Here is a 23,358-nt window from a genome sequence, read left to right as displayed (position 1 = left end):
GTCGTGAGTGAGAAACAGGGTTCTAACCCTGTTTCTCACTCACGACCGCCGCGGGAGACTGCGGACCTCAGCCGGAGTCGCGCTTGCCCATCAGGGAGAACGCCACCACCAAGGCCACCGCGACCCACGTCAGCAGCGTCCCGCCGCCGGTCAGCGGACCCAGGTACGTCGCCGAGTCCGTCTTGAGCTGGGCCGTGCTCAGCTGCTCCGCGGCCGACGCCGGGAAGTACGCCAGGATGTCGCGCTGCACCCACGCCGGCAGCAGCGCTCCGAGGATCGCCGGGGCGAAGATGAAGCCGATCGCCGTCGCGATCGCGCCCGCCGCGCTGCGCATCATCACGCCGAACGACAGGGCCAGCAGCGCGAACGCCGCGAACTCCGCGCCCCAGCCGAGGAGGCTGCGCAGCACGCCGGGACCGCCGAGGCCCAGCGTGGGGATGTTCGGGTTGATGCCGAGGACCAGCTGGCCGACGAAGAACGCCGCCGCCGCGAACACCGTGCCGAGCACGAACGCCAGCAGCCCGACGACCACGGCCTTGGAGACCAGGACCCGGCCGCGGTGCGGCGTGATCGCCAGGGTCAGGCGCATCATCCCGGTCGAGTACTCCCCGGACACCGCCAGCACGCCGAGCACCGAGATCAGGATGAGCCCGAGGTTCATCCCGACCATGGCGGTGCCCGCGGAGTCGAAGTCCGCGGTCTGGCCGGCGGGCAGGTTCTGGTAGTCCTGCTCGGTCAGGAAGCTGAACAGCACGGAGAACCCGACGCTGACGACGGCCGCGGCGATGACGACGATCCAGGTCGACCGGACCGACCGGAGCTTCGTCCACTCGGCGGCGAGCGTGTTCGTGATGCCGGGCGCGGTCTTCGTTTCCGGCAGCGAGGCCGTTGCGGTCGTCATGTCAGTCCGTCCCTTCCGACGCGAGCGCCCGCACCGTCTCGAGCACCTTCTCCTCGGCCGGCGGCGCGCCGCTGTGCGACCGGTACTGCACGCTGTCCTTGGTGAGGTCCATGAACGCGGCCTCGAGGCTGGCGCGGACCGGCGTGAGCTCGTGCAGCCCGAGCCGGCGCTCCAGCGCGAGGTCACCGATCTCCGGCGCGTCCAGACCGACGACGTTGAGCGAGCCGTCGTCCAGCTTCGTCACCTTCGCGCCCGCGCGTTCGAGGGCTTCGGCGAGCTCGGTCGCCTTCGGCGAGACGACGTGGACGTGGCTGCGCGCGCTGCGCTGGGTGAACTCGGTGATCGGCATGTCGGCGATCAGCTCGCCGCGGCCGATCACGATGACGTGCTCGGCGGTCTCTTCCATCTCGTTCATCAGGTGGCTGGACACGAAGACCGTCCGCCCCTCGGCGGCGAGGTCCTGCATCAGCGTCCGGATCCAGTAGATGCCCTCGGGGTCGAGGCCGTTGACCGGCTCGTCGAACAGCAGCGTCGGCGGGTCGCCGAGCAGCGCCGTCGCGATGCCGAGCCGCTGGTACATGCCGAGCGAGAAGTTCGCGACCTTCTTGCCCGCGACGTCGCTGAGGCCGACGGCGTCGAGCACCTCGTCGACGCGCTTGCGCGGGATGCCGCCGGCCTGCGCCACCCACTGCAGGTGCCGGTAGGCGGTGCGCGCGCCGTGGACGGCCTTGGCGTCGAGCAGCGCGCCGACCTCGCGCATCGGCGCGGGCAGGTCGCGGTAGGCCTTGCCGTTGACGGTGACCGAGCCGCCGCTGGGGGCGTCCAGGCCGAGGATCATCCGCATGGTGGTCGACTTGCCCGCGCCGTTGGGGCCCAGGAACCCGGTCACGACGCCGGGCTTGATGTCGAACGACAGCCCGTGGACGGCCGTGGTGTCCCCGTACCGCTTCGTCAGATCTCGTGCTGTGATCAAGCGCCTGCTCCGTACTTCGATACTTCGATCCTGTGTGCCTGGGTCAAGTGAACCGGCTGCCACGGCCGTCCTGCTACGGCACAAGGTGGCTTGTCGCCGCAACCAAAGTTGCAACCCCCGGACCCGCGTGATCTTCCCAGCACGCGGTGCGACCGGCAACTCGGGAACGTCAACTTTCGATGGTCGAATGACGACTTTCGAGGACTCACAACGCAGTTCGCGCTGTGCTTGAATCGAACCCAAGCAATTCGTCGTCGAGTGTTATCGAGGAGTTTCCCATGGCCAAAGAACAAGGCGGCCGCCCGTTCGTTTCCCTCGTCATGGGGCTGATCCTGGTCGCGGGCGGGATCGCGATCATCCTCAACGCGGGCGAGCACACCATCGGCGTGATCGGCGGCGCGGTGACGATTCTCGCGGGCTTGGCGTTCTTCGTCCGCAGCGCGACCTCCCGCAAGACGACGGCCGCGGGCCGGCGCCGGTTCTTCATTTCCTGAAAGCACTTCCGGACGGGCTCGGCGGCCGTCCTGGTGTCCCGGTCGGGGGGTCACCAGGACGGCCGCTTTCCGTTTCAGCCCTCGTCGGTGCCGAGGGCCAGCCGCACCAGGTCGTCGACGTCCAGGTCACTGAAGTCGTCGTCCTCGCGGATCTCCACTTCGGACTCCGGGAACAGTTCCCCGCCGAGGCACCCCGCCAGCGCGGCCGGCGTCGGGTAGTCGAAGATCAGCGTCGCCGGCAGGCGGACGCCCGTCGCCGCGGTGAGGCGGTTGCGCAGCTCCACCGCCGTCAGCGAATCGAAGCCCAGCTCCTTGAACACCCGGGCCGGATCGACGACGCCGCCGTAGCCGAGCACCGCGCCCACCTGCGCGCACACCAGGTCCAGCAGCGCCTGCCGCCGGTCTTCGGCGGACATCGCCGCCAGGCGTTCCCGCCGGCCCGGGGCGTCCTCGGCCGCGCGGCGCCGGACGGTGGTCCGGACCAGCCCACGCAGCTGCTCGGGGACGTCGGGCCCCAGCGCCCGCGGGTCCACCAGCATCGGCACCAGCACGGCGTCGGGCGCGTCCAGGGCCGCGTCGAACAGCGCCAGCCCCTGGTCCGCGGGCAGCGGCGGCAGCCCCGACCGCGCCATCCGGCGGACGTCGGCGTCGGACAGCCCGGCCGTCATGCCCCCGGACGGCAGCCACGGGCCCCAGGCCAGCGCCTGTCCGGGCAACCCCGCCGAACGCCGTTGGCGGGCCAGCGCGTCCAGGAAAGCGTTTGCGGCGGCGTAGTTACCCTGCCCGGGCGCGCCGAGCACGCCCGCCGCCGAGGAGAACAGGACGAACGCCGACAGATCGAGGTCCCGGGTCAGCTCGTCCAGGTTGGCCGCGGCGGCCACCTTCGGCCGCAGCACGGTGTCCAGCCGGTCCGGGGAAAGCGCTTCGACGAGCCCGTCGTCGAGCACCCCGGCCGCGTGCACCACCGCGGTCAGCCGCACCTCGGCCAACAGCTTCGCCAGCGCCTCGCGGTCGGCCGCGTCGCACGCGACGACGGAAGTCTCGGCCCCCAGCGCGGACAACTCGGCGCGCAGCTCGTCGACACCCTCGGCCGCCGGGCCGCGCCGGCTCGTCAGCAGCAGGTGCCGGGCGCCGGACCCGGCGAGGTGCCGGGCCAGCAGCCGCCCGAGCCCGCCGGTGCCGCCGGTGATCAGCACGGTTCCGTCCGGGTCGAGCGGCGCGGGCACGGTCAGCACGACCTTGCCGACGTGCTTGGCCTGGCTCACGTGCCGGAACGCGGCGGGCGCGCGCCGGACGTCCCACGCGGTCACCGGCACCGGCGTCAGCTCGCCGTCCTCGAACCAGCCCAGCAGCCGGTCGAACAGCTCGCGGATCCGGTCGTACCCGGCCTCGACCAGGTCGAACGCCTGGTACCGGACGCCGGGGTGCGTGGCCGCGACTTCCGCGGGGTCGCGCACGTCGGTCTTGCCCATCTCCAGGAACCGGCCGCCGCGCGGCAGCAGCCGCAGCGACGCGTCCACGAAGTCCCCGGCGAGCGAGTCGAGCACGACGTCGACGCCGCGTCCGCCGGTCGCCGCGCGGAACTCGGCCTCGAAGTCCAGGGTGCGCGACGACGCGATGTGGTCGTCCGCCAGGCCGGATGCCCGCAGGGTGTCTTGCTTGCCGACGCTCGCGGTGCCGTAGACGTCCGCGCCGAGCAGCCGCGCGAGTTGCACGGCGGCCATGCCGACGCCGCCGGCCGCCGCGTGCACCAGGACGCTTTCGCCGGGCCGCAGGTCGCCCAAGTCGGTCAGGGCGTAGAGCGCGGTCAGGAACACCACCGGCACCGACGCGCCCTGCGCGAACGACAGCCCGGCGGGCAGCCGGCAGACCATCCGCTCGTCGACCTCGGCCACCGGCCCGAACGCGCCGCCGAACAAGCCCATCACCCGGTCTCCGGGCGCGAACCGGGTGACGCCGGCGCCGACCGCCGTGACGACCCCGGCGCCCTCCAGCCCCGGCGAGGTGGCCGGGCCCGGGTACATGCCCAGCGCGTTCAGGACGTCCCGGAAGTTCACCCCGGCGGCTCGGACGGCGATCCGCACCGCGCCCGGCGCGACCGGCTCGGCGAACTCGGGGCAGGGCACGACGGTCAGCCCGTCGAGGGTGCCGCGCTCGGCGATGTCGACCCGCCACGGCCCGGCGGGGACGCTGAACGCGTCCGTTTCCTTGGCCAGCCGCGCCACGCGGGCCGTGCCGGCGCGGAGGGCGACCTGGTTCTCCCCCGTCGCCAGCGCGGCGGCGGGTTCGGCCGAGCCGTCGGAGTCGACCAGCGCGAACCGGCCGGGGTGCTCCGACTGCGCGGAGCGCACCAGGCCCCAGACCGCGGCGAGCGCGGGATCGGCCGGGCCGTCGCCGTCTTCGGTGACGACCGCGCCCGAGGTGAGCAGGGCCAGCTTCGCCGCGGCGAAGCGGTCGTCGGCGAGCCAGGTCTGGACGAGGGCCAGCGCGTCGTGCGTCGCCTCTCGTACGGGCCGGGTCGCGAAGGGCACCACGGCGACGTCGGGAACGTCGGTGAGATCGGCGAGCGAGTCGACGACTGTCCACGATGGATCTTCCCGGTCGCCGTCGTGGATCGGCCAGGTGAGCCGGTACAGCGCGTCGGGCCGGGCCGCCAGCCGGTCCGGTTCGAATTCGCGCAGCGTCAGCGAGTCCACAGTGGCCACTGGTCGCCCGGCGAAGTCGGCGACGGTGATCGCGAGGGACTCGGCGCCGGTCTTGGTGAGCCGCACACGCAGGCCGCGCGCCCCTTCGGCGTGCAGCGCCACCCCACGCCAGGAGAACGGCAGCCGGCCGTGCGGGGCGGGCGCGAACGGGAGGAACGCCGCCGCGTGCAGCACGGCGTCGAGCAGGGCCGGGTGCAGCCCGAACGCCGACGCGTCCGTGTCCTCGGGCAGCTCGACTTCCGCGAAGACGTCCTCGCCGTGCCGCCACGCCCGCCGCAGCCCCTGGAAGACCGGCCCGTAGCCGAATCCGCTGTCCGCGAGCCGGTCGTAGAGCCCATCGGTGTCGAGAAGCTCCGCGTCCGGGGGCGGCCAGGTCGTGAGGTCGTCGCCGCGGGCCGGGACCGCCGTCGTCAGGAGGCCGGTCGCGTGCAGCGTCCACGGGCTGTCGGGCGCCGCGTCCTCCGGCCGCGAGTGGATGGTCAGCGCACATGCGCCCGACTCGTCCGGCGCGCCGGTCAGGACCTGCAGCTGCACGCCCCCGGCCGCGGGCAGCACCAGCGGCGCCCCGAGGGTCAGCTCTTCCACCTGCGGGCGGCCGGCGCGGTCGCCCGCGTCGACGGCGAGGTCGACGAACGCCGTCCCGGGGAAGAGCACCGAGCCGCCGATGCCGTGGTCGGCGAGCCAGGGGTGGGTGCGCAGCGAGAGCCGGCCGGTGCCGAGGACGCCGGCGGACCCGGCCAGTTCGGTGGTGGCGCCGAGGAACGGGTGCGGGCTGGCGGCGAGCCCCGCGGTCGTGACGTCACCAGTCCGTCCCGCGCTCGGCCAGAAGCGGCGGCGCTGGAAGGGGTAGGTGGGCAGGTCGGCCCGGGCGCCGGCCGGGTGCAGGGCCGTCCAGTCCGGGGAGAAGCCGTGCACGTGGGCTTCCGCCACCGCGGTCAGCAGGGTCTCGACGTCCGGACGCTTCCGCCGCTGGGTCGCGGTGACGAACACCTGGTCTTCGACGCAGTCGCCGACCAGGGCCGAGAGCACGGCGTCCGGCCCCACTTCGACGAACCGGGTCACGCCACGGGCCGCCAGCCAGGCGACACCGTCGGCGAACCGGACGGTGTCCCGCACGTGCCGGACCCAGTACTCGGGATCGGTGGCGTTCGAGACCACCTTGATCTTCGGGTCCTGATAGGACAGTCCGTGGGCGACCTCGCGGAACCGCGCGAGCATCGGGTCCATCAGCGGGGAGTGGAACGCGTGGCTGGTGCGCAGCCGTTTGGTCTCGCGGCCCTGCTGCGTGAAGTGCGCGGCGATGCCGAGGACGTCTTCTTCCACACCGGACACGACGACCGACGCCGGACCGTTGACGGCGGCGATGTCCGCCGAGGCCGTGAGCAGCGGCCGGACCTCGTCTTCGGTGGCCCGCACGGCCACCATCGCGCCGGTCGCGGGCAGTTCCTGCATGAGCCGGCCGCGCGCGGCGACCAGCGTGCAGGCGTCGTCGAGGCTCAGCACCCCGGCCACGTGGGCGGCCGCGAGTTCACCGATCGAATGGCCCATCACGAAGTCCGGCCTCAAGCCCCACGACTCGAGCAGGCGGAACAGGGCCACCTCGAAGGCGAACAGCGCGGGCTGGGTGAACCGCGTCTGGTCGAGTCGCTCGCCACCCTCGGCGATCACCTCGCGCAACGGGAGGTCGAACCGCGCACAGGCCTCGTCGAAAGCCTCGGCGAACACGGGGAACTCCTCGCACAGGGCGAGTCCCATGCCTACGCGCTGGGCGCCTTGGCCGGTGAACAGGAACGCCGAGCGGCCTTCGTCGGTGACGCGGCCGCGGACGACGCCTTCGCCGCCCTCGGCCAGCAGCCGGAGGTTCCGCACGGCGGTCGCCGGGTCGGGTGCCGCGACGACGGCCCGGTGGTCGAACGCCGTGCGGGCGGCCAGCGCGGCGCCGATGCCCTCGACTCCTTGTTCGGCCAGCGGAAGCAGAGCGGCGGCCTGGGCGGACAACGCTGCTTCGGTGTGTCCGGACAGCGGCCACAATTTCACCGTCGATTTGTCTACAATGGACTTGCTGGCCGGCGGCGCTTCTTCCAGCACGGCGTGCGCGTTGGTGCCGCTGAAGCCGAACGCGGACACGGCGGCCCGGCGCGGCCGTCCCTGGGCGGGCCAGGCGACCGGCTCGGTCAGCAGCCGGACGTGCCCGGCGGTCCAGTCGACGCGTTCCGAGGGGACGTCGGCGTGCAGCGTGCGCGGAAGCACCTCGTGGTTCAGCGCCAGGACCGTCTTGATGACGCCGGCGACCCCGGCGGCGGCCTGGGTGTGACCGAGGTTCGACTTGATCGCGCCGAGCCACAGTGGACGGTCGCGGTCCTGCCCGTAGGTGGCGAGCAGCGCCTGGGCTTCGATCGGGTCGCCGAGCCGCGTGCCGGTGCCGTGCGCTTCCACGGCGTCCACTTCGGACGGTGCGAGCCCGGCGTCGGCGAGCGCGGCGCGGATGACCCGCTGCTGCGACGGGCCGTTCGGGGCGGTGAGGCCGTTGCTCGAGCCGTCCTGGTTCACGGCCGAGCCGCGCAGCACGGCGAGCACGCGGCGCCCGTTGCGCTGCGCGTCGGAAAGCCGTTCCAGCAGCAGGATTCCGGCGCCTTCCGACCAGCCGGTGCCGTCGGCGTCGTCGGAGAAGGCCTTGCAGCGGCCGTCCTCGGCGAGGCCGCGCTGCCTGCTGAACTCCACGAAGCCGGCGGGCGTGGCCATCACGGTGACACCGCCGGCGAGTGCCAGCGAGCATTCGCCGCCCCGCAGCGACTGCGCTGCGAGGTGCAGCGCGACCAGGGACGACGAGCACGCGGTGTCGACGGTGACGGCCGGGCCTTCGAGCCCGAAGGTGTAGGAGACGCGGCCGGAGAGGACGCTCGCGGCGTTGCCGGTGCCGAGGTGCCCGGCGACGTCGTCGGCGGAGTCGCGCAGCAGGGTCGAGTAGTCTTGGCCGTTGGTGCCGGCGAAGACGCCGGTGCGGCTGCCGCGCAGAGCAGTCGGGTCGAGCCCGGCGCGTTCGAAGGCTTCCCAGGCGGTCTCCAGCAGCAGGCGTTGCTGCGGGTCCATGGCGACGGCCTCGCGCGGCGAGACTTCGAAGAACTCCGGGTCGAAGCCGGCGGCGTCGTCGAGGAAGCCGCCTTCGCGGGTGTAGCAGGTGCCGGGGTGGTCGGGGTCCGGGTGGTAGAGGCGGTCGAGGTCCCAGCCGCGGTCGCTGGGAAACGGCGAGATGACGTCGCGGCCGGCTTCGAGGAGGTCCCAGAGCTGTTCGGGCGTGCTGACACCGCCGGGGAAGCGGCAGCTCATCGCCACGATGGCGATCGGCTCGCCGGCGCTGGGGCGGGTGGGTTCGGAGTCGGCGGGCGCACCCGGCACCGCGGCGCTCGGGCCGGTGGTCTCGGCGGGGCCGAAGTCGGCGAGCGCACGCGGCAGGCCGCCGCTCGCCCCCGCGGTGCGGAGATCCGCCTCGCCGAGCAGGTGGTCGGCGAGGGCGCGCGGGGTGGGGTGGTCGAAGACCAGGGTGGTGGGGAGGGCAAGGCCCGTTTCGCGACTGAGGGCGTTGCGCAGTTCGACGGCGGTGAGCGAGTCGAACCCGAGATCGGCGAACGGCCGGTCGGCACGAACGGCGGCGGAGGCATGACCGAGCACGGCGGCAACCTGCGCCCGGACGAGGTCGAGAGCGGCGGCGGGCCGGTCGGCTTCGGAGAGGTCTGAGAAGCCGGACTGTGCTGGATCGCCGCCGAGGCGCGCAGCCGGCTCGGAACGGGGCCCGGCCAGCTCGGCGAGCAGGGGCCGGGTGGTGTCCAAACCCTCGAGGTCGAAGTCGATCGGTACCAAGACCGCCTCCGAGCCGCTCAGCGCGCGGTCGAACAGTGCCAGTGCGTCGCGGGCCGCCAATGGTCGCACGCCTCCCTGGCGCATGCGGGCCACCTCTGTCTCCGCCAGGCGGCCTGTCATTCCGCCGTCCGGGACCCATGGGCCCCACGCCAGCGATACCGCGGCCAGGCCCAGCTCTCGCCGGTGCTCGGCGAGCGCGTCGAGGAACGCGTTCGCCGCCGCGTAGTTGCCCTGCCCCGCACCGCCGAGGACTCCCGCGGCCGACGAGAACAGCACGAAAGCCGACAAATCGAGATCGGCGGTCAGCTCGTGCAGGTACCACGCCGCGTCGAGCTTGGGCCGCAGCACCGCCTCCAGCCGCTCGGGCGTGAGCGTCGCGACGACACCGTCGTCCAGCACCCCCGCCGCGTGGATCACCCCGGTCAACTCCGGGATTCCGGCGACCAGCCCGGCCAACGCGGAACGGTCGCTGACGTCGCAAGCGGCCAGCACCACGTCGGCACCCTCGGCCGCCAGCTCGGCCCGCAGTTCCCGCGCGCCGGGGGAATCCGGGCCGCGGCGGCCCGCGAGCACCAGGCTGCGGACGCCGTGCGCCCGGACCAGGTGCCGGGCGACGTGGCCGCCGAGCGAGCCCGCCCCGCCGGTGATGAGCACCGTCCCTTCGAGACGACCGGATCCGTCCGAAGTGGACGCGACCAGCCGCGGCACGGTGACTTCACCATCGACGTAACTGGCTTCCGGCTCCTCCGTGACGAACGATCCCGGCAGCTCACCGGTGACGTCCGCCAGGACGAACCGCCCCGGGTGCTCGGCCTGCGCGGACCGGACCAACCCCCGCACCGCGGCCCCGGCCGGACCGCGCGTGACGAAAAGCAGCCTCGAACGCGCGTACCGATCATCGGCCAGCCAAGTCTGCAGCAGCTCCAACACTTCCCGCGCCAGCCGGTGCGCAGCCGCGACGACGTCGTCCTCGGCCTCACACCGGAAGGAGACCACCGGCGGGACGTCGGGACCCAGCTCGTGCCAGTCGACCGCTTCGACGGCCTCGGCCGAGGTGGCAACCTGCGCGACGCGGTACAAGGCGCCGGCCGGTTCGACCGCCCGCTGCCCGTCCAGCCAATAGCGCTCCCGCTGGAACGCGTACGTCGGCAGGTCCACGACCCGCGCCCCGCGACCGGCGAACACCGACGACCAGTCCGGGCTGAACCCGGCCACGTGCAGCTTGCCGACGGCCTCGGTGAAGGTGCGCACCTCGTCGCGGTCCCGGCGCAGCACCGGGACCACCAGCGCTTCCGGTACGCAGTCACCGGCCATCGCGGCGGCGGCGCCACCCGGGCCGGGCGTCACGAAGCGGGTCACGCGGTTCGCCGCGAGCCAGCGCATGCCGTCGTGGAACCGGACGGTGGCGCGGATGTGCTCGGTCCAGTACTCCGCCGAAGCGACGTTGGCGGGTTCACCGGCCACATTGGACACCACGGGAATCTTCGGCGCGGCATAGGAAATCGTCGAAGCGACCATCCGAAACTCGTCAAGGATCGCGTCCATGTGCGGTGAGTGGAACGCGTGGCTGACGCGCAGCCGCTTCGACCCGGCGAACCGCGCGGCGATCTCCTCGACGGCCTCGACGTCCCCGGAGACGACCACGGCCTCGGGCCCGTTGACCGCCGCGAGGGCCACGCCGTCGCGCAGCAGCGGCCGCACCTCGTCCTCGGTGGCCCGCACCGACGCCATCGCCCCGGCCGCGGACACCGACTGCATGAGCCGCGCCCGCGCGGCGACCAGCCGGCAGGCGTCCGTCAGCGAGAACACCCCGGCGACGTGCGCGGCGGCCAGCTCGCCGATCGAGTGGCCCATGACGAAGTCCGGTGTCAGGCCCCACGACTCCAGGAGCCGGTACAGCGCGACCTCGACGGCGAACAGCGCGGGCTGCGTCACCTCGGTGCGGTCCAGCTCGTCGCCGCCGAAGACCCGCTCCCGCAGCCCGGGGAAGCCCGCGCAGACCTCGTCGAAGGCTCGCGCGAACACGGGGAACGCGGCGTACAGCTGACGAGCCATACCCGGCTGCTGCGCCCCTTGGCCGGGGAACACGTACGCCGTCTTACCCGAGATGGTCTCGCCGATCACCGGCGAGGCCAAACCCTCCCGCAGTTCCTCCACCGTCGAAGCCAAAACGACCGCACGGTGTTCGAACGCGGCCCGCGTGGTGGCCAGCGAGTACCCGACGTCCACCGGCCGCAGACCGTCCACACGCGACAGCAAACGCTCGGCTTGGGCACGCAACGCCTCGGGGCTCTTCGCCGAGAGAACCACCGGAACCAGTCCGGGAACACCCGGCTCACCAGGGGCAGCTTCGAACGAAGGTGCCTGCTCGATGATCGTGTGCGCGTTGGTCCCGCTCACACCGAAGGACGAGACCCCAGCGCGCCGCGGACGTTCGCCCGCCGGCCACGCGACGGCCTCCTGCAGCAGCCGGACCGAACCGGCCTCCCAGTCCACTTTGGACGAGGGAACTTCGGCGTGCAACGTACGCGGCAGAAGCTCGTTGCGCAACGCCATGACCATCTTGATGACGCCACCGACACCGGCCGCGGCCTGTGTGTGACCGAGGTTCGACTTGGCCGAACCGAGCCACAGCGGTTCGCCCGCGCGGTCACGGCCGTACGTCGCCAGCAGCGCCTGCACCTCGATCGGGTCGCCCAGCGTGGTCCCGGTGCCGTGCCCCTCGACGACGTCGACGTCCGAAGTGGACAGCCCGGCGTCGGCGAGCGCGGCGCGGATGACCCGCTGCTGCGACGGCCCGTTCGGCGCGGTCAGCCCGCTGCTCGCACCGTCGGAGTTGACGGCGGAACCGCGCACGACCGCGAGCACCGGGTGGCCGTTGCGCTGAGCGTCGGAAAGCCGTTCCAGCAAGAGGAAACCGGCGCCTTCGCCCCAGCCCGTTCCGTCGGCGGCGTCGGCGTAGGACCGGCACCGGCCGTCCGGCGAAAGGCCGCGCTGCCGGCTGAACCCGATGAACGTCACCGGCGTCGACATCACCGCGACGCCACCGGCCAGCGCCAGCGAGCAGTCGCCGCGCCGCAGGGCCTGCGCGGCCCAGTGCAGCGCCACCAGCGACGACGAGCACGCCGTGTCGACGGTGACGGCCGGGCCTTCGAGACCGAAGGTGTAGGCCACCCGGCCGGACGCGATGCTGGCCGCGCTTCCATTGCCCACATAGCCTTCGAGGCTCGCGGGCAGGTCGGTCAGCCGCGTCGCGTAGTCGTTGTACATGACCCCGGCGAACACGCCGGTGCTGCTGCCGCGCAGCGACGCCGGGTCGATGCCGCCGCGTTCGAACGCTTCCCACGCCGTTTCGAGCAGGAGCCGCTGCTGCGGGTCGATCGTCTGCGCCTCACGCGGGGAGATGCCGAAGAACTCGGGGTCGAACTGGTCGGCGTCGTGCAGGAAACCGCCGTGGCGCGTGTAGCACTTGCCGGCGCGCTCGGGGTCGGGGTCGTAGAGCGCGTCGAGGTCCCAGCCGCGGTTGACCGGGAACCCCGAGATCGCGTCGCGGCCCGAAGCCACGAGGTCCCACAGGTCCTCCGGCGAGCGGACGCCGCCGGGGTAGCGGCAGCTCATCGCCACGATCGCGATCGGCTCGTGCTCGCGGTCTTCCGCGTCGCGCAGCCGCTCGCGCGTCCGGTACAGGTCCGCGGTGACCTTCTTGAGGTACCCGCGCAGCTTGTCGTCGTCGCTCATGCCTTTTCCCCATCGCCGGCCCGCACGGCGCGTTCGAGCACGTCCGCCGCCCGTTTCGCACCGCCGGACGCCCGGATCGCGGCCCGCATCCGCGCGACCTCCTTGGCCACGGCCGCGTCGGCCGCGACCGCCAGGACGGCGTCGCGGACGTCGTCGCCGGTCACGTCGTCGAGCAGCGCGCGACCCAGGCCCAGCCGTTCGACCTGCGCCGCCGTCACCCGCGCCTCCGGGCGCTGCGGCACGGCGACCACCGGGACGCCGTGGCCGAACGCGTCCATCAGCGAGCCCGTCCCGGCCTGGCACACGACGACGTCGGTGTGCGGGAGGACCGCGCGGTGGTCGAGCCAGGAGTGCAGTTCGACGTTGTCCGGCATGGCCGCCGCGACGTCGTCGCCGACGTGGCCCGCGGTGGTCATGACGACCCGCCAGCCGGTGCCCGCGAACGCCTGCCCGCAGGCGGTGAAGAAGCCGGGGTTGCTGTTGGACGACGTGCCCAGCGACACCAGCACCACGGGGACGTCGGCGCCGGGCGGCGCCCAGCTGCCGGCGGCCCCGCCGTCGTCGCCGGTCGGGCCGACGAACACGAACTCGTCGCCGAAGCACTCCGCCCGCGGCTGGAACGCGCGGGGCACGAACACGAGGTTCGCCACGACTTCCCCGCCCCCGCGCGGGAAGTGGGGCGGGGTGTCGAGGCCGAACTCCGCCAGCAGCGCGGTGATGCGCTCGCCGCACGCCGCCAGCGCGGGGTGCGCGGGGTCGAGCGGCGGCCCGGCCAGCTCGACCTCGCTGCCGTTGAGCGGGACCTCGTCGTTGCCGCCGAACCCGGCGAACAGCCGGACGACACCGCAGCCGGCGCGCCGCGCGACGAGCCCGCCTACGTCGGTGCTCAGCACGTCCTCGACCACCAGGTCCACCGGGCGGTCCGCGAACGCGCGCCACGCGGTGGCGAGCGGGGCGTAGGCCTCGTCGAGGTAGTGCGCGAGCACGGTGGCGAGGTCGTCGGCGGTGTGCACGTCGGGCACCGACTCCGGGAACGCGGACGGGTAGGTCAGCACCGTCGCGCCGGTTTCGGCGACCACGCCGGCGAACCGCTCGGCGACCACATAAGACACTTCGTGCCCGCGCGCGAGCAGCTCGCGCACGACCGGCAGCGTCGGCCGGAGGTGACCGAAGCCCGGGAAACCGAAGAAGGCGACATGCCCGCCGGAGACGTCCACGGCGGTCACCCTAGGTCGGCGCGCGGCCCGCCCCGGGGGGCTGCACAGGAAATCCGGTGAATCGCCTAGTGTCCCCGCGAAAGCGGCCCGAAGACCAGCATTCCTCCTAGATTTCCCCGGCTAGAACTAGGACATCCCGTCCGCCGGCCACGCGAGGTGAAATCCATGGAGCGCCCCACCGGAACCGGCCTGCTCCGCAAACCGGACGTGACGCTGCCCCACCGGCTGGCCAAGTCGGCGGCCGCCACCGGCGGCGTCGCGACCCCCAACGCGCTCGTCGCGGGCTGGATCGCCGAACGCAACCTGGCCCACCGCCACGAAGTCCGGCGGATCGAGTTCGGCGAACTCCGGCAATGGGGTTTCGAAGCCGGCAGCGGGAACCTGCGGCACGAGAGCGGCCGCTTCTTCGGCGTCGAGGGCCTGGAGGTCGACACCGACCACGGGCCCGTCACGCACTGGTCGCAGCCGATCATCAACCAGCCGGAGATCGGCATCCTCGGCATCCTCGTCAAGGAGATCGACGGCGTCCTGCACTGCCTGATGCAGGCGAAGTCGGAGCCGGGCAACGTCAACGGCGTCCAGATCTCACCGACCGTCCAGGCGACCAAGAGCAACTACACCCGCGTGCACGGCGGGCGGCCGGTCCCCTACCTGGACCACTTCCGCGACCCGGACCCGGAGACCGTGCTCGCCGACGTCCTGCAGTCGGAGCAGGGTTCGTGGTTCTACCGCAAGCGCAACCGGAACATGATCGTCGAAGCGGCGGAGTTCCCCGGCGAAGACGACCTGCCCGACGACTTCCGCTGGCTCACCCTCGGCCAGCTCCACGAGCTGCTCAAGCAGGACAACCTCGTCAACATGGACGCCCGCACGGTGCTGTCGTGCATGCCCGCCGGGCTCGAAGGCCTCGAAGCCGACGCCGTGAGCGACCTGGCCGCGTCGGTGGCCCGCTCGTCGGCCCAGCACAGCGGCAGCCTGCACACGCGCACCGAGGTGCTCAGCTGGATCACCTCGCGCCAGGCCCAGCACGTCGTGCGCACCAGTTCGCTCCCGCTGCGCGAGGTCGCGAACTGGGTCCGGACGCCGGCCGCGATCTCCCACGAGCTCGGCCTGTTCTTCAGCATCATCGCCGTCGACATCACCACCAACGGCCGCGAAGTCGCGCGGTGGACGCAGCCGCTGGTCCGCCCGCACGGCGCGGGTGTGGTGGCGCTGCTGGTCAAACGCGTCGACGGGGTGCTGCACGCGCTGCTCAACGCGCGGGTCGAGCCCGGCTACCTCGACGTGGTGGAGCTCGCGCCGACCGTGCAGTGCACGCCGGACAACTACGTGTTCACCCCGGCCGCGGACCGGCCGCCGTTCCTCGACACGGTGCTGGGCAGACGCGACGACCAAGTGCTCTTCGCCGCCCAGCTCTCCGAGGAGGGCGGCCGGTTCCACCACGCCTACAGCGACTACCAGATCATCGAGGTGCCCGCGGACTTCCCGGACGCCGGGCTGGCCGACTTCCGGTGGCTCACCCTCAACCAGCTCAACGAGCTGCTGCGGCACAGCCACTACGTCAACGTGCAGGCCCGCAGCCTGATCGCGTGCCTGCGGGGGCTGCGGTGAACCGGCCGCTGCGCCTGGGCGCGCTGGGCTGCTCGTCGATCGCCGCGCGGCGCACCCTGCCCGCGCTGGCCGCCGTCCGCGAGCTGGAGCTGACCGAGGTCGCGGCCCGCCTGCCGCAGAAGGCCGTGGACTTCGCCCGGCGCTTCGGCGTCACCGCGTCGACCTACGACGAGCTGCTCGACAGCCCCGACGTCGACGCCGTCTACATCTCGTTGCCGACCGCCCTGCACCACGAGTGGACGCGCAAGGCGTTGCTGGCCGGGAAGCACGTGTTGTGCGAGAAGCCGCTCACGCTGACCCTCGACCAGGCCGAGGACCTCGCCGAGCTGGCGGCGAAGCAGGACTTGGTGCTGCGCGAGAACTTCACCTTCGTGCACCACCCGCAGCACGCGAAGGTGCGGGAGCTGCTCGACGGCGGCCGGCTGGGCGAGCTCCGGACGTTCACCGCGTCGTTCGGCATCCCGCCGTTGCCGGCCGCCGACATCCGCTACCAGGCCGAGCTCGGCGGCGGGGCGTTGCTCGACGTCGGCGTGTACCCCTTGCGCGCCGCGCTTTTCCTGCTGGGCCCCGAACTCCGGGTCACCGGGGCCACGCTGCGGTTCGACGACACCGGCGTGGACGTCGCCGGGCACGCGCTGCTCACGTCGGCGACCGGGGTCACCGCGTCCCTCGACTTCGGGTTCCAGCACAGCTACCGGTCGCGGTACGAGCTCTGGGGCAGCGCCGCCGCGTTGTCGCTCGACCGCGCCTTCACCCCGCCACCGGGGCGGCAACCCGTGCTGCGCATCGAAGAACAGGACCACGTCGAAGAGCTCTGGCTGCCGCCGGCGCACCAGTTCGAGCTGTCGCTGCGCTCGTTCGCCGTCGCCGCGCTAGCCGGGCGCGACGACTCCGAAGCCGCTTGGCTCGCCTCGTCCGTGGCCACCGCGCGGCTGGCCGGCGAAGTGTTCACCCAGGCCGGGGCGGTGACCCGCTGATGGAGATCATCGGCACCGGCTTCATCGCCCGCCACACCCGGCGGTACTTCGGCGACCGGCACCCGGACGTCACCCTCATCGCGGCGGGCGTCTCGACGGTGCTCGTCAACGACGTCTCGGCGTTCCAGCGCGAGTCCACTTTGGTCTACGACGTGATCCGCCGCTGCCGCGCCGCCGGCCGCACGGTGATCTTCCTGTCCACCGCGTCGACCGGCATGTACGGCGCCGACCAGTCGGTCGGCAGCGAGGGCGGCGCGGTCTTCCCGCTCACCCCGTACGGCCGGCACAAGCTGTGCCTCGAACACGTCTGCGCGCTCTCGGGTGCGCGGTGGCTCGTGCTGCGGCTGTCGCACATCGTCGGGCCGGGGCAGTCACCGCACCAGCTGCTGCCGTCGCTGACCCGCCAGCTGCTCGCGGGCTCGGTCACGCTGCACTCCGGGGTCTCGCGCGACCTGCTCGACGTCGACGACATGATGCGGATGACCGACTCGCTGCTCACCGGCGGCGTCCGCGACGAGGTCGTCAACGTCGCGTCCGGGCGGTCGGAGACCATCGAGGACATCGTCGACGGCCTGGAGGAGCGTCTCGGCACCCGCGCCGAGCGCAAGCTGGTCGACATGCCGGCCAAACGCGGCGAGGTGCGGATCGACAAGCTGCGGGGCCTGGTCACCGGCTTCGACGACTTCGGCATCGGCCCCGGCTACCTGGAGTCGCTGCTCGACCGCAACATCGACGAGCTGGCCGACAACGCCCGCCGGCACCTGAAGGCCGCGGCCGCCGTCGGCTGACCGTCCTTTGTGGATCATTCAGCAGCGTAAGCGGCACGACGTCCGGCGCGCCGTACTGGGGGCTGGGTGCGCCGGACGTCGTACCTCGCAGGCGGGAGGGGGGAGTGCTCCCGCCGGGTCATCGGCCGCTCACGGCGGCGCGGAGCCGCGCTGTCCCCCGGTCATCGATCTCCCCCTCCGGCCCGCGCGCGGTGCTCCGGTACTGAGCTTCCCGGGCCGGGACGTGCTGCGGCTAGCGGAAAAGGTCGCTGGCGCCGACAACCTAAGTTGATCGAGGAGGAGGCATCCGGCCCCGGATGGAGTAGCCGCGGCCGGGTGTACTAGCGGGCAGGCTCTCCGGCCGCCCGTACCAGACCACGCCGAATGGTCTTGACCATTGCGGCGAGGCGTCCTTAGCGTTCGACTGTCCCCACTGTCGCGGACGCGTGCCGCCGCCACGCACGTGCCGCTCTCCCCCGAGGAGGCGCCATGCTGTCCAGGCGTACCTTCGTCACCGCCGGTCTGGCCGCCGTGGCCGGCGCGCCGCTGTGGTCGGCCGCCACCGCCCCGGACGCGCGGGCCGCGGCCAACCTGCCGTTGACGCTCAAGAACAATTCGGGCAACGGCACCGTCTACGCCTACATCAGCGGCGCCGACACCTCGGGCTGGCCCGGGTTCGTCACGGCGAGCGGCCAGTTCCAGCGCCTGTCCAACCCGTCCTCGCCGGTGACCCCGATCCCCGACTACTCCATCCCGTTGAACGGCTCGGGCTCCCAGGTCACGGTGACGCTGCGCGACTACATCATCGGCGGCCGGGTGTGGTTCTCGGCGGACCAGAAGATCCAGTTCTTCGTCAACCCGGGCCCCGGCCTGGTGCAGCCCGGCTTCACCAGCTCGGACCCGAACTGGCGGACCAACTGGACGTTCGCCGAGTTCACCTACAACAGCGCGAACCTCTACGCGAACATCAGCTACGTCGACATGGTCGCGCTGCCGGTGTCGATGGCCACGACGGGCGCGGCCGGGTCGCAGTCGGTCAGCCCGCTGCCGAGCGGCGCGCTCGGCGCCATCGCCGACGGGCTGCGCGCCCAGCACTCCGCCGACGGCGCGCCGTGGGACCAGCTGGTCGTCACCGACTCGTCCGGCAAGGTGGTGCGCGTGCTCGCGCCGGGCCACTCCCCGACCGACTTCGGCGGCTACTGGAGCGGGTACCTGAACGCCGTCTGGGACCACTACCGCTCGACGCCGCTGACGATCAACGGACAGGGCAGCATCGGGTCGTACACGGGCACGGTCAGCGGCGACACGCTGGTGTTCGCCGGCCTGAACACCAACGGCGTGCCGTTCACCAAGCCGAGCGCGATCGACATCTTCGGCTGCGCGAGCGGGCCGCTGTACAACTCCGGCGGCGACGCCCGCGGCGCGATCGCGGCCCGGCTCGCGGCCGCGCTCAACCGCAGCAGCCTGCTGGTCGCGGGCGGCAACAACCAGCCCGACGGCGTCTCCCCCTCGCAGTACTACAAGGACGCCACGACGAACCACTACGCGCGCCTGGTCCACCAGAACGCGTCGATCGGCTACGCCTTCCCGTACGACGACGTCGGCCCGACGGGCAGCCAGCCGGTCGACGGCCACCTCCAGGACCCGGCCCCGACGTCCTGGACGGTGGCGCTGGGTGCGGGCGGGGGCGGCACCACCCCACCGCCGACCGGCACGAGCGCGTACTCGACGATCCAGGCGGAGTCCTTCAGCGCCCAGAGCGGCACGCAGAACGAGGCGTGCAGCGACACGGGCGGCGGCACGGACGTCGGCTGGATCGCCAACGGCGACTGGCTGAAGTATTCGGGCGTCGACTTCGGGTCGAGCTCGCCGCGCCAGTTCGTCGCCCGGCTGGCGTCGGGCGCGGCGGCGGGGGTGAGCGGCGCGATCCGCGCGCGGATCGACAGCACGTCGGGCCCGGTGCTCGCGGAGATCGACTTCGCCAACAACGGGGGCTGGCAGTCGTGGCAGTCGGTCCCGGCGAACGTCGTGAGCGCGGCGACCGGCGTCCACGACCTGTACCTGACGTTCTCCGGCGGCTCGGCGGACTTCGTCAACATCAACTGGTTCACGTTCACGCGCTGACGCTCGGACGGAAAGCCCAGGCCGGTGGCCTGGGCTTTTTCGTGCCGGACATCCCCCGCGAGGGTGTTCGCGGGCCGCGAGCACGTCACGTCGGCGGGGTGGCGAGGTTTCACGGACGCAGGCGCCGGGCTCGCGTAGGGGGCGAGCCCGGCGCTATTTCCGTTCCGGGCGGGCCAGGCCGGCTGTCGCGACGTCGGCCCAGCCCACCGCGGCCGCGCGCAGCATCGCGAACGGCGGCGCGTCCACGTCCCCGTCCAGGACCGCGTGCAGCGCGGCGACGTCGTACAGCGTCACGTCCAGCCCGGCGCCGGTCCGCGCCCGGGATCCGCCGAGGACCGTCAGCGCCGCGGTCAGGTCGCCGTGGAACAGCGCGGAGCTGCACACGGTGTCCACTTCGGGCACCGCCCAGTCGCTCGGGAACCGCCACCCGCTGGTGAAGCTCGCCCGCCGCCACCGGTCGCGCAGCCGCCACACGGCCTCGCCGACGCCCTCTCGATCACCCACCGGCCCGCCCTCCCGTCGGTCTCGGGAGTGCGAGGGCGCTCGTCGCCGGCCGTGACGCCACGACGGCCCCGAACCCGCCGGCTGAGTTAACCCGGAAGAGTGATGGGATCCCGAAGGGGCTACCGGGCCGGTCACGGTCCGGCGGTCGTCACCTGCGGCTCGGGAGGGTCGGGCTCGTCGCCGTCGGCGGTGGGACCCGGCCACTGCAGGCCGGTCTCGGCGACCACCGCGTCGAAGATGGGCGTGGCGGTGGGGTTCATCGCCGCTTCCCGGGCACGGGGGTACGGAGGTCGACGGCGTCGACGGCGGCCCGGCACGTCACGCAGGCCTCGACGTGGGCGGCGACCGGCTCCGCCTCGTCGTCCGTCAGCTCCCCGCGCAGCCACGAGCCGAGCCGGCGCCGGGCTTCGGGACACGACCGCTCGCCTGTCGCGGGGAAGCGCCGGGCCTGCAGGTAGGCGTGCCGCAGCGCCTCGCGGGCGCGCGCGGCCAGCGCCTCGGCCCCGGTGGGCGAAACCCCCAGCACGGGCGCCAGTTCGGCCGCCGTGCGCCCGTCGGCGACGGTGCTCCGCAGCGCCGTCCGCAACCGGGCCGGCAGGGCGTGGAAAGCCGCCGTGGCCAGCTCGTCGTCCCCGTCCGTGAGCACCGGCCGGGGCCCGTTCCCCCGGCCGGCCAGATCGCGCATCGTCGCGACGAGGTACGGCCGGAGGTACTCGCGCGGCCCGCCCCCGGCGCGCAGCACCGCGAGGACGCAGGTGAACGCCTCGGCGACCAGTTCGTCCCAGTCGGCGGGCCGGCCGCCCCGGTCCGCGGCGAGCCGGCGCAGGGGTTCGGCGTGCCGGCGGAAGAGCCGCTCGGCCGCGCCGGCGTCACCCCGGCGGAAGTCGGCGATCAGCCGGGCGTCCGGCGGTCCGCCGTCGTCCAACGCTCCCCACATCGCGTACTCCGATCTCCCCCGCCGACACGCTCCGTGATTATTCGGGCCCCAAAGTAACAGATACAGAAGCGTAGCCCCTACCCTGCTCCCCGGTAGGGTTTCCCGGGTGACGTCCTCCTCAGCGCAACCCGGCGACGGCCGCGCGGCCCGCTGGGCGGGGCAGCGCGAGCGCCGGCGTCGCGAGTTCGTCGATGCCGCCCTGCGGGCGATCGCCGAGCACGGCCCCGACGTGTCGACCGAGCGCATCGCCGACGTCGCCGGCGTGGCGCGTCCCCAGCTGTACAAGCACTTCGAGGACGCGACCGACCTGAAGCGGGCGATCGCCGACCGGGCGACCGGGCTCATCACCACCGCGCTGCTGCCGGTGTGGGAGCCGCAGGGCAGCGCGCTGCAGATGATCACCGTCGCGGTCGACGCGCACACCGGCTGGCTCGCCGGCCACGGCAACCTCTACCGCTACCTGACCCGGCACGCCCAGATCGGCGGACGCGACGCGATCTCCGACGTCAAGACGGTGATCGCGCGCCAGCTCACGCAGGTGTTCGAGTTCTACCTGACGGCGTTCGAGCTGGACGCGCGGCTCGCCGAAGTCCTTTCGTTCGGCGTCGTCGGCCTGGTCGACTCGTCCACCGCGCAATGGCTCGAGAGCCCCCGCGGCGTCACGCGGACCCAGCTCACGGACCTGCTCACCCACTGGATCTGGCGCATCCTCGACGACTCCCTCCGCGCCGGCGGCATCGAGCTCGACCCGCACCTGCCGCTCCCACCGCCGCCGCGCCCGCCGGGGATCAGACGGTGAGCACCACCTTCCCGCGCAGGTGCCCGCGCTCGATCAGCCGGTGCGCGTCGGCGATGCGCTCGAACGGGAAGGTCTCCTGCACGTGGACCCGCAGCTCGCCGCGGCCGGCGAGGTCGGCGAGCCCGCGCAGGGCGACCGGGTCGGGGTCGACCGCGATGCCGCTGAACCGCCGGCCCGCCGCCTCGACCTTCGCGATGAGCTCCGTGTCCTCGTCGGCGACCGCCGTCACGAGGTGACCTCCGGGGCGGAGCACCGCGAGTGAGCGCTCGGCGGTGTCGCCGCCGAGCGTGTCGAGCACCAGGTCGACGTCGGAGACCACCTCGGTGAAGTCGACCGCCGTGTAGTCGACGACCTCGTCGGCGCCGAGCCCCTCGACGAACTCCCGCTTGCTCCCGCCGGCGGTGGCGATGACGTGCGCGCCCAGGGATTTCGCGAGCTGGACCGCGATGTGGCCGACACCGCCGCCACCGCCGTGGACCAGCACGCGGTCGCCTTCGGTCACCCCGCCCAGGTCGACGAGGCCCTGCCACGCCGTCAGCCCGGCGACCGGCAGCGCCGCCGCCTCGACGTGGGAGAGCGCCGCCGGCTTGTGCGCCAGGTGCAGGGCCGGCGCCGCCACGAACTCGGCGTACCCGTTGGCCGCCCGCGGGAACAGCGGCATGCCGAACACCTCGTCGCCGGGCTTGAACCGCCACGTCTGCGGCGACGCCTCGACCACGCCGCTGATGTCCCAGCCGAGGACGAACGGCGGCGGGCCGAGCAACGGGAATTCGCCGGCGCGCAGGCGCGGTTCGAGCGGGTTCAGCCCGATCGCCTCGACGCGGACGAGGACCTCGGCCGGCCCGACCCGGGGCGCGGGCGCGTCCTCGACGGTGAGGACCTCCGGGCCCCCGAAGGTGTGCTGGGTGATGATTCGCATACCTCGACGATGGCCACCGCCGCGCGGGCGTACCACCGGTGTCGCGCCAGAACTTTCCGATAACCCGCCAAGCTAGGCTGGGTGCCGATGATCGAACTTGTCCGGGCCGGCGATCCGGCGGTGTGCGAGCCCTTGGCCCACGGCGACGTCGTGCCCGCGCACTTCCACGACTTCGGCCAGCTCAGGTACGCCGCGTCCGGGGCGCTGGTCACCTCGACCCGGGCCGGTACGTGGGTGGCGCCGGCGAACCGCATCACGTGGGTGCCGCCGTTCCACGTCCACAGCAGCCGATCGCACGGCCGGACCGACATCCGGCTGCTCGAGGTTCCGGCGGAACTGGCCGGGCAGCTGCCGGCGGAGCCGTCGGTGTTCGAGGCGAGTCCGCTGCTGCGCGAGGCGTACCTGGCGAAGCTCGGCGACCCGGCCGACAGCCCGCGCGGGCGGCTGCTGCTGGAAGTCGTCCTCTCGGAGCTCACCCGCGCCCGGCGGGAACCGTTGCGCCTGCCGGAACCGCGCGACGACCGGCTCAAGGCCGTCACCGACCTGCTGCACGCCGACCCGGCCAGCCCGGCGACGCTGGCGGAGCTGGGCCGCCGGACCGGCTCGAGCGAGCGGACCCTCAGCCGGCTGTTCGGCAGCGAGCTGTCGATGGGCTTCCACCAGTGGCGCACGCTGTTGCGGGTGCAGCGGGCGTTGCTCGAACTCGGCGAAGGCACGTCGGTGACGGACACGGCGATCCGGCTGGGCTGGGCGAACCCGGGCAGCTTCATCGACGCGTTCACCGAGCTCGTCGGGCAGACCCCCGGCCGCTACCGCGCCGCCACGCGGTAGCAC

Annotated in this window: 15 protein-coding genes; 7 read left to right on the top strand and 8 right to left on the bottom strand. The window is 73.0% G+C overall.

The window, feature by feature from the left end; genetic code table 11:
* Nucleotides 1–67: 67 nt before the first annotated feature.
* Together ACIRSS_RS40565 and ACIRSS_RS40560 are read right to left on the bottom strand one after the other, a co-directional pair.
* Entirely contained in the window at nucleotides 68–901 is an 834-nt protein-coding gene (locus ACIRSS_RS40565; protein WP_400904779.1) for an ABC transporter permease, read from the bottom strand.
* A 1-nt stretch (nucleotide 902) separates the two neighbouring features.
* Entirely contained in the window at nucleotides 903–1,874 is a 972-nt protein-coding gene (locus tag ACIRSS_RS40560; RefSeq protein WP_400904776.1) for an ABC transporter ATP-binding protein, read from the bottom strand.
* 278 nt (nucleotides 1,875–2,152) lie between these two features.
* Here ACIRSS_RS40560 and ACIRSS_RS40555 point away from each other — a divergent pair, with 278 nt between their 5' ends.
* A complete protein-coding gene (locus ACIRSS_RS40555) occupies nucleotides 2,153–2,368 on the top strand; it encodes a hypothetical protein (protein WP_400904774.1) in 216 nt (71 codons plus the stop codon).
* Between the two features lie 74 nt (nucleotides 2,369–2,442).
* Here the strand turns inward: ACIRSS_RS40555 and ACIRSS_RS40550 are convergent, their stop codons facing one another.
* The gene (locus tag ACIRSS_RS40550) at nucleotides 2,443–12,669 is read right to left on the bottom strand and encodes an SDR family NAD(P)-dependent oxidoreductase (RefSeq protein ID WP_400904771.1); all 10,227 of its coding nucleotides are present in this window, start codon (nucleotides 12,667–12,669) and stop codon (nucleotides 2,443–2,445) included.
* Nucleotides 12,666–13,886 carry a macrolide family glycosyltransferase gene (locus tag ACIRSS_RS40545; RefSeq protein WP_400904768.1) on the bottom strand — a complete coding sequence of 407 codons (1,221 nt, stop codon included), beginning with the start codon at nucleotides 13,884–13,886 and terminating at the stop codon, nucleotides 12,666–12,668. Before ACIRSS_RS40545 ends, ACIRSS_RS40550 begins: the two co-directional genes overlap by 4 nt.
* Nucleotides 13,887–14,051: 165 nt before the next feature.
* Here ACIRSS_RS40545 and ACIRSS_RS40540 point away from each other — a divergent pair, with 165 nt between their 5' ends.
* The 4 genes from ACIRSS_RS40540 (at nucleotide 14,052) to ACIRSS_RS40525 (ending at nucleotide 19,365) form a co-directional block, all read left to right on the top strand.
* On the top strand, nucleotides 14,052–15,497 hold the full coding sequence (locus ACIRSS_RS40540; RefSeq protein ID WP_400904766.1) for an NDP-hexose 2,3-dehydratase family protein: 1,446 nt from the start codon (nucleotides 14,052–14,054) through the stop codon (nucleotides 15,495–15,497).
* Nucleotides 15,476–16,474: a Gfo/Idh/MocA family protein gene (locus ACIRSS_RS40535; RefSeq protein ID WP_400904763.1), complete on the top strand. Its 999-nt coding sequence runs from the start codon at nucleotides 15,476–15,478 to the stop codon at nucleotides 16,472–16,474. The genes ACIRSS_RS40540 and ACIRSS_RS40535 overlap by 22 nt, the downstream gene beginning before the upstream one ends.
* Complete coding sequence (locus tag ACIRSS_RS40530) at nucleotides 16,474–17,262, top strand: NAD-dependent epimerase/dehydratase family protein (protein WP_400904760.1); 789 nt, start codon at nucleotides 16,474–16,476, stop codon at nucleotides 17,260–17,262. Before ACIRSS_RS40535 ends, ACIRSS_RS40530 begins: the two co-directional genes overlap by 1 nt.
* Nucleotides 17,263–17,730: 468 nt before the next feature.
* Complete coding sequence (locus ACIRSS_RS40525; RefSeq protein WP_400904757.1) at nucleotides 17,731–19,365, top strand: beta-1,3-glucanase family protein; 1,635 nt, start codon at nucleotides 17,731–17,733, stop codon at nucleotides 19,363–19,365.
* A 153-nt stretch (nucleotides 19,366–19,518) separates the two neighbouring features.
* Here the strand turns inward: ACIRSS_RS40525 and ACIRSS_RS40520 are convergent, their stop codons facing one another.
* The 3 genes from ACIRSS_RS40520 to ACIRSS_RS40510 form a co-directional block, all read right to left on the bottom strand.
* Nucleotides 19,519–19,869, bottom strand: a complete 351-nt coding sequence (locus ACIRSS_RS40520) for a hypothetical protein (RefSeq protein WP_400904754.1) — start codon at nucleotides 19,867–19,869, stop codon at nucleotides 19,519–19,521.
* Nucleotides 19,870–20,000: 131 nt separating this feature from the next.
* A complete protein-coding gene (locus tag ACIRSS_RS40515) occupies nucleotides 20,001–20,129 on the bottom strand; it encodes a hypothetical protein (RefSeq protein ID WP_400904752.1) in 129 nt (42 codons plus the stop codon).
* Entirely contained in the window at nucleotides 20,126–20,806 is a 681-nt protein-coding gene (locus ACIRSS_RS40510) for a zf-HC2 domain-containing protein (RefSeq protein ID WP_400904751.1), read from the bottom strand. The genes ACIRSS_RS40515 and ACIRSS_RS40510 overlap by 4 nt, the downstream gene beginning before the upstream one ends.
* Nucleotides 20,807–20,912: 106 nt before the next feature.
* Here ACIRSS_RS40510 and ACIRSS_RS40505 point away from each other — a divergent pair, with 106 nt between their 5' ends.
* Nucleotides 20,913–21,605, top strand: coding sequence for a TetR/AcrR family transcriptional regulator (locus ACIRSS_RS40505; RefSeq protein ID WP_400904748.1), 693 nt, complete (start codon nucleotides 20,913–20,915; stop codon nucleotides 21,603–21,605).
* Here the strand turns inward: ACIRSS_RS40505 and ACIRSS_RS40500 are convergent.
* Nucleotides 21,595–22,524, bottom strand: a complete 930-nt coding sequence (locus ACIRSS_RS40500; protein ID WP_400904745.1) for an NADP-dependent oxidoreductase — start codon at nucleotides 22,522–22,524, stop codon at nucleotides 21,595–21,597. The two genes, ACIRSS_RS40505 and ACIRSS_RS40500, sit on opposite strands and share 11 nt — an antisense overlap.
* 87 nt (nucleotides 22,525–22,611) lie before the next feature.
* Here ACIRSS_RS40500 and ACIRSS_RS40495 point away from each other — a divergent pair, with 87 nt between their 5' ends.
* Nucleotides 22,612–23,355, top strand: a complete 744-nt coding sequence (locus tag ACIRSS_RS40495; protein ID WP_400904744.1) for an AraC family transcriptional regulator — start codon at nucleotides 22,612–22,614, stop codon at nucleotides 23,353–23,355.
* The last annotated feature ends 3 nt before the right edge of the window (nucleotides 23,356–23,358 follow it).

This window comes from Amycolatopsis sp. NPDC101161, from assembly GCF_044768185.1.
Lineage (GTDB): Bacteria > Actinomycetota > Actinomycetes > Mycobacteriales > Pseudonocardiaceae > Amycolatopsis.
This window is presented reverse-complemented; position numbering and strand designations above follow the sequence as displayed.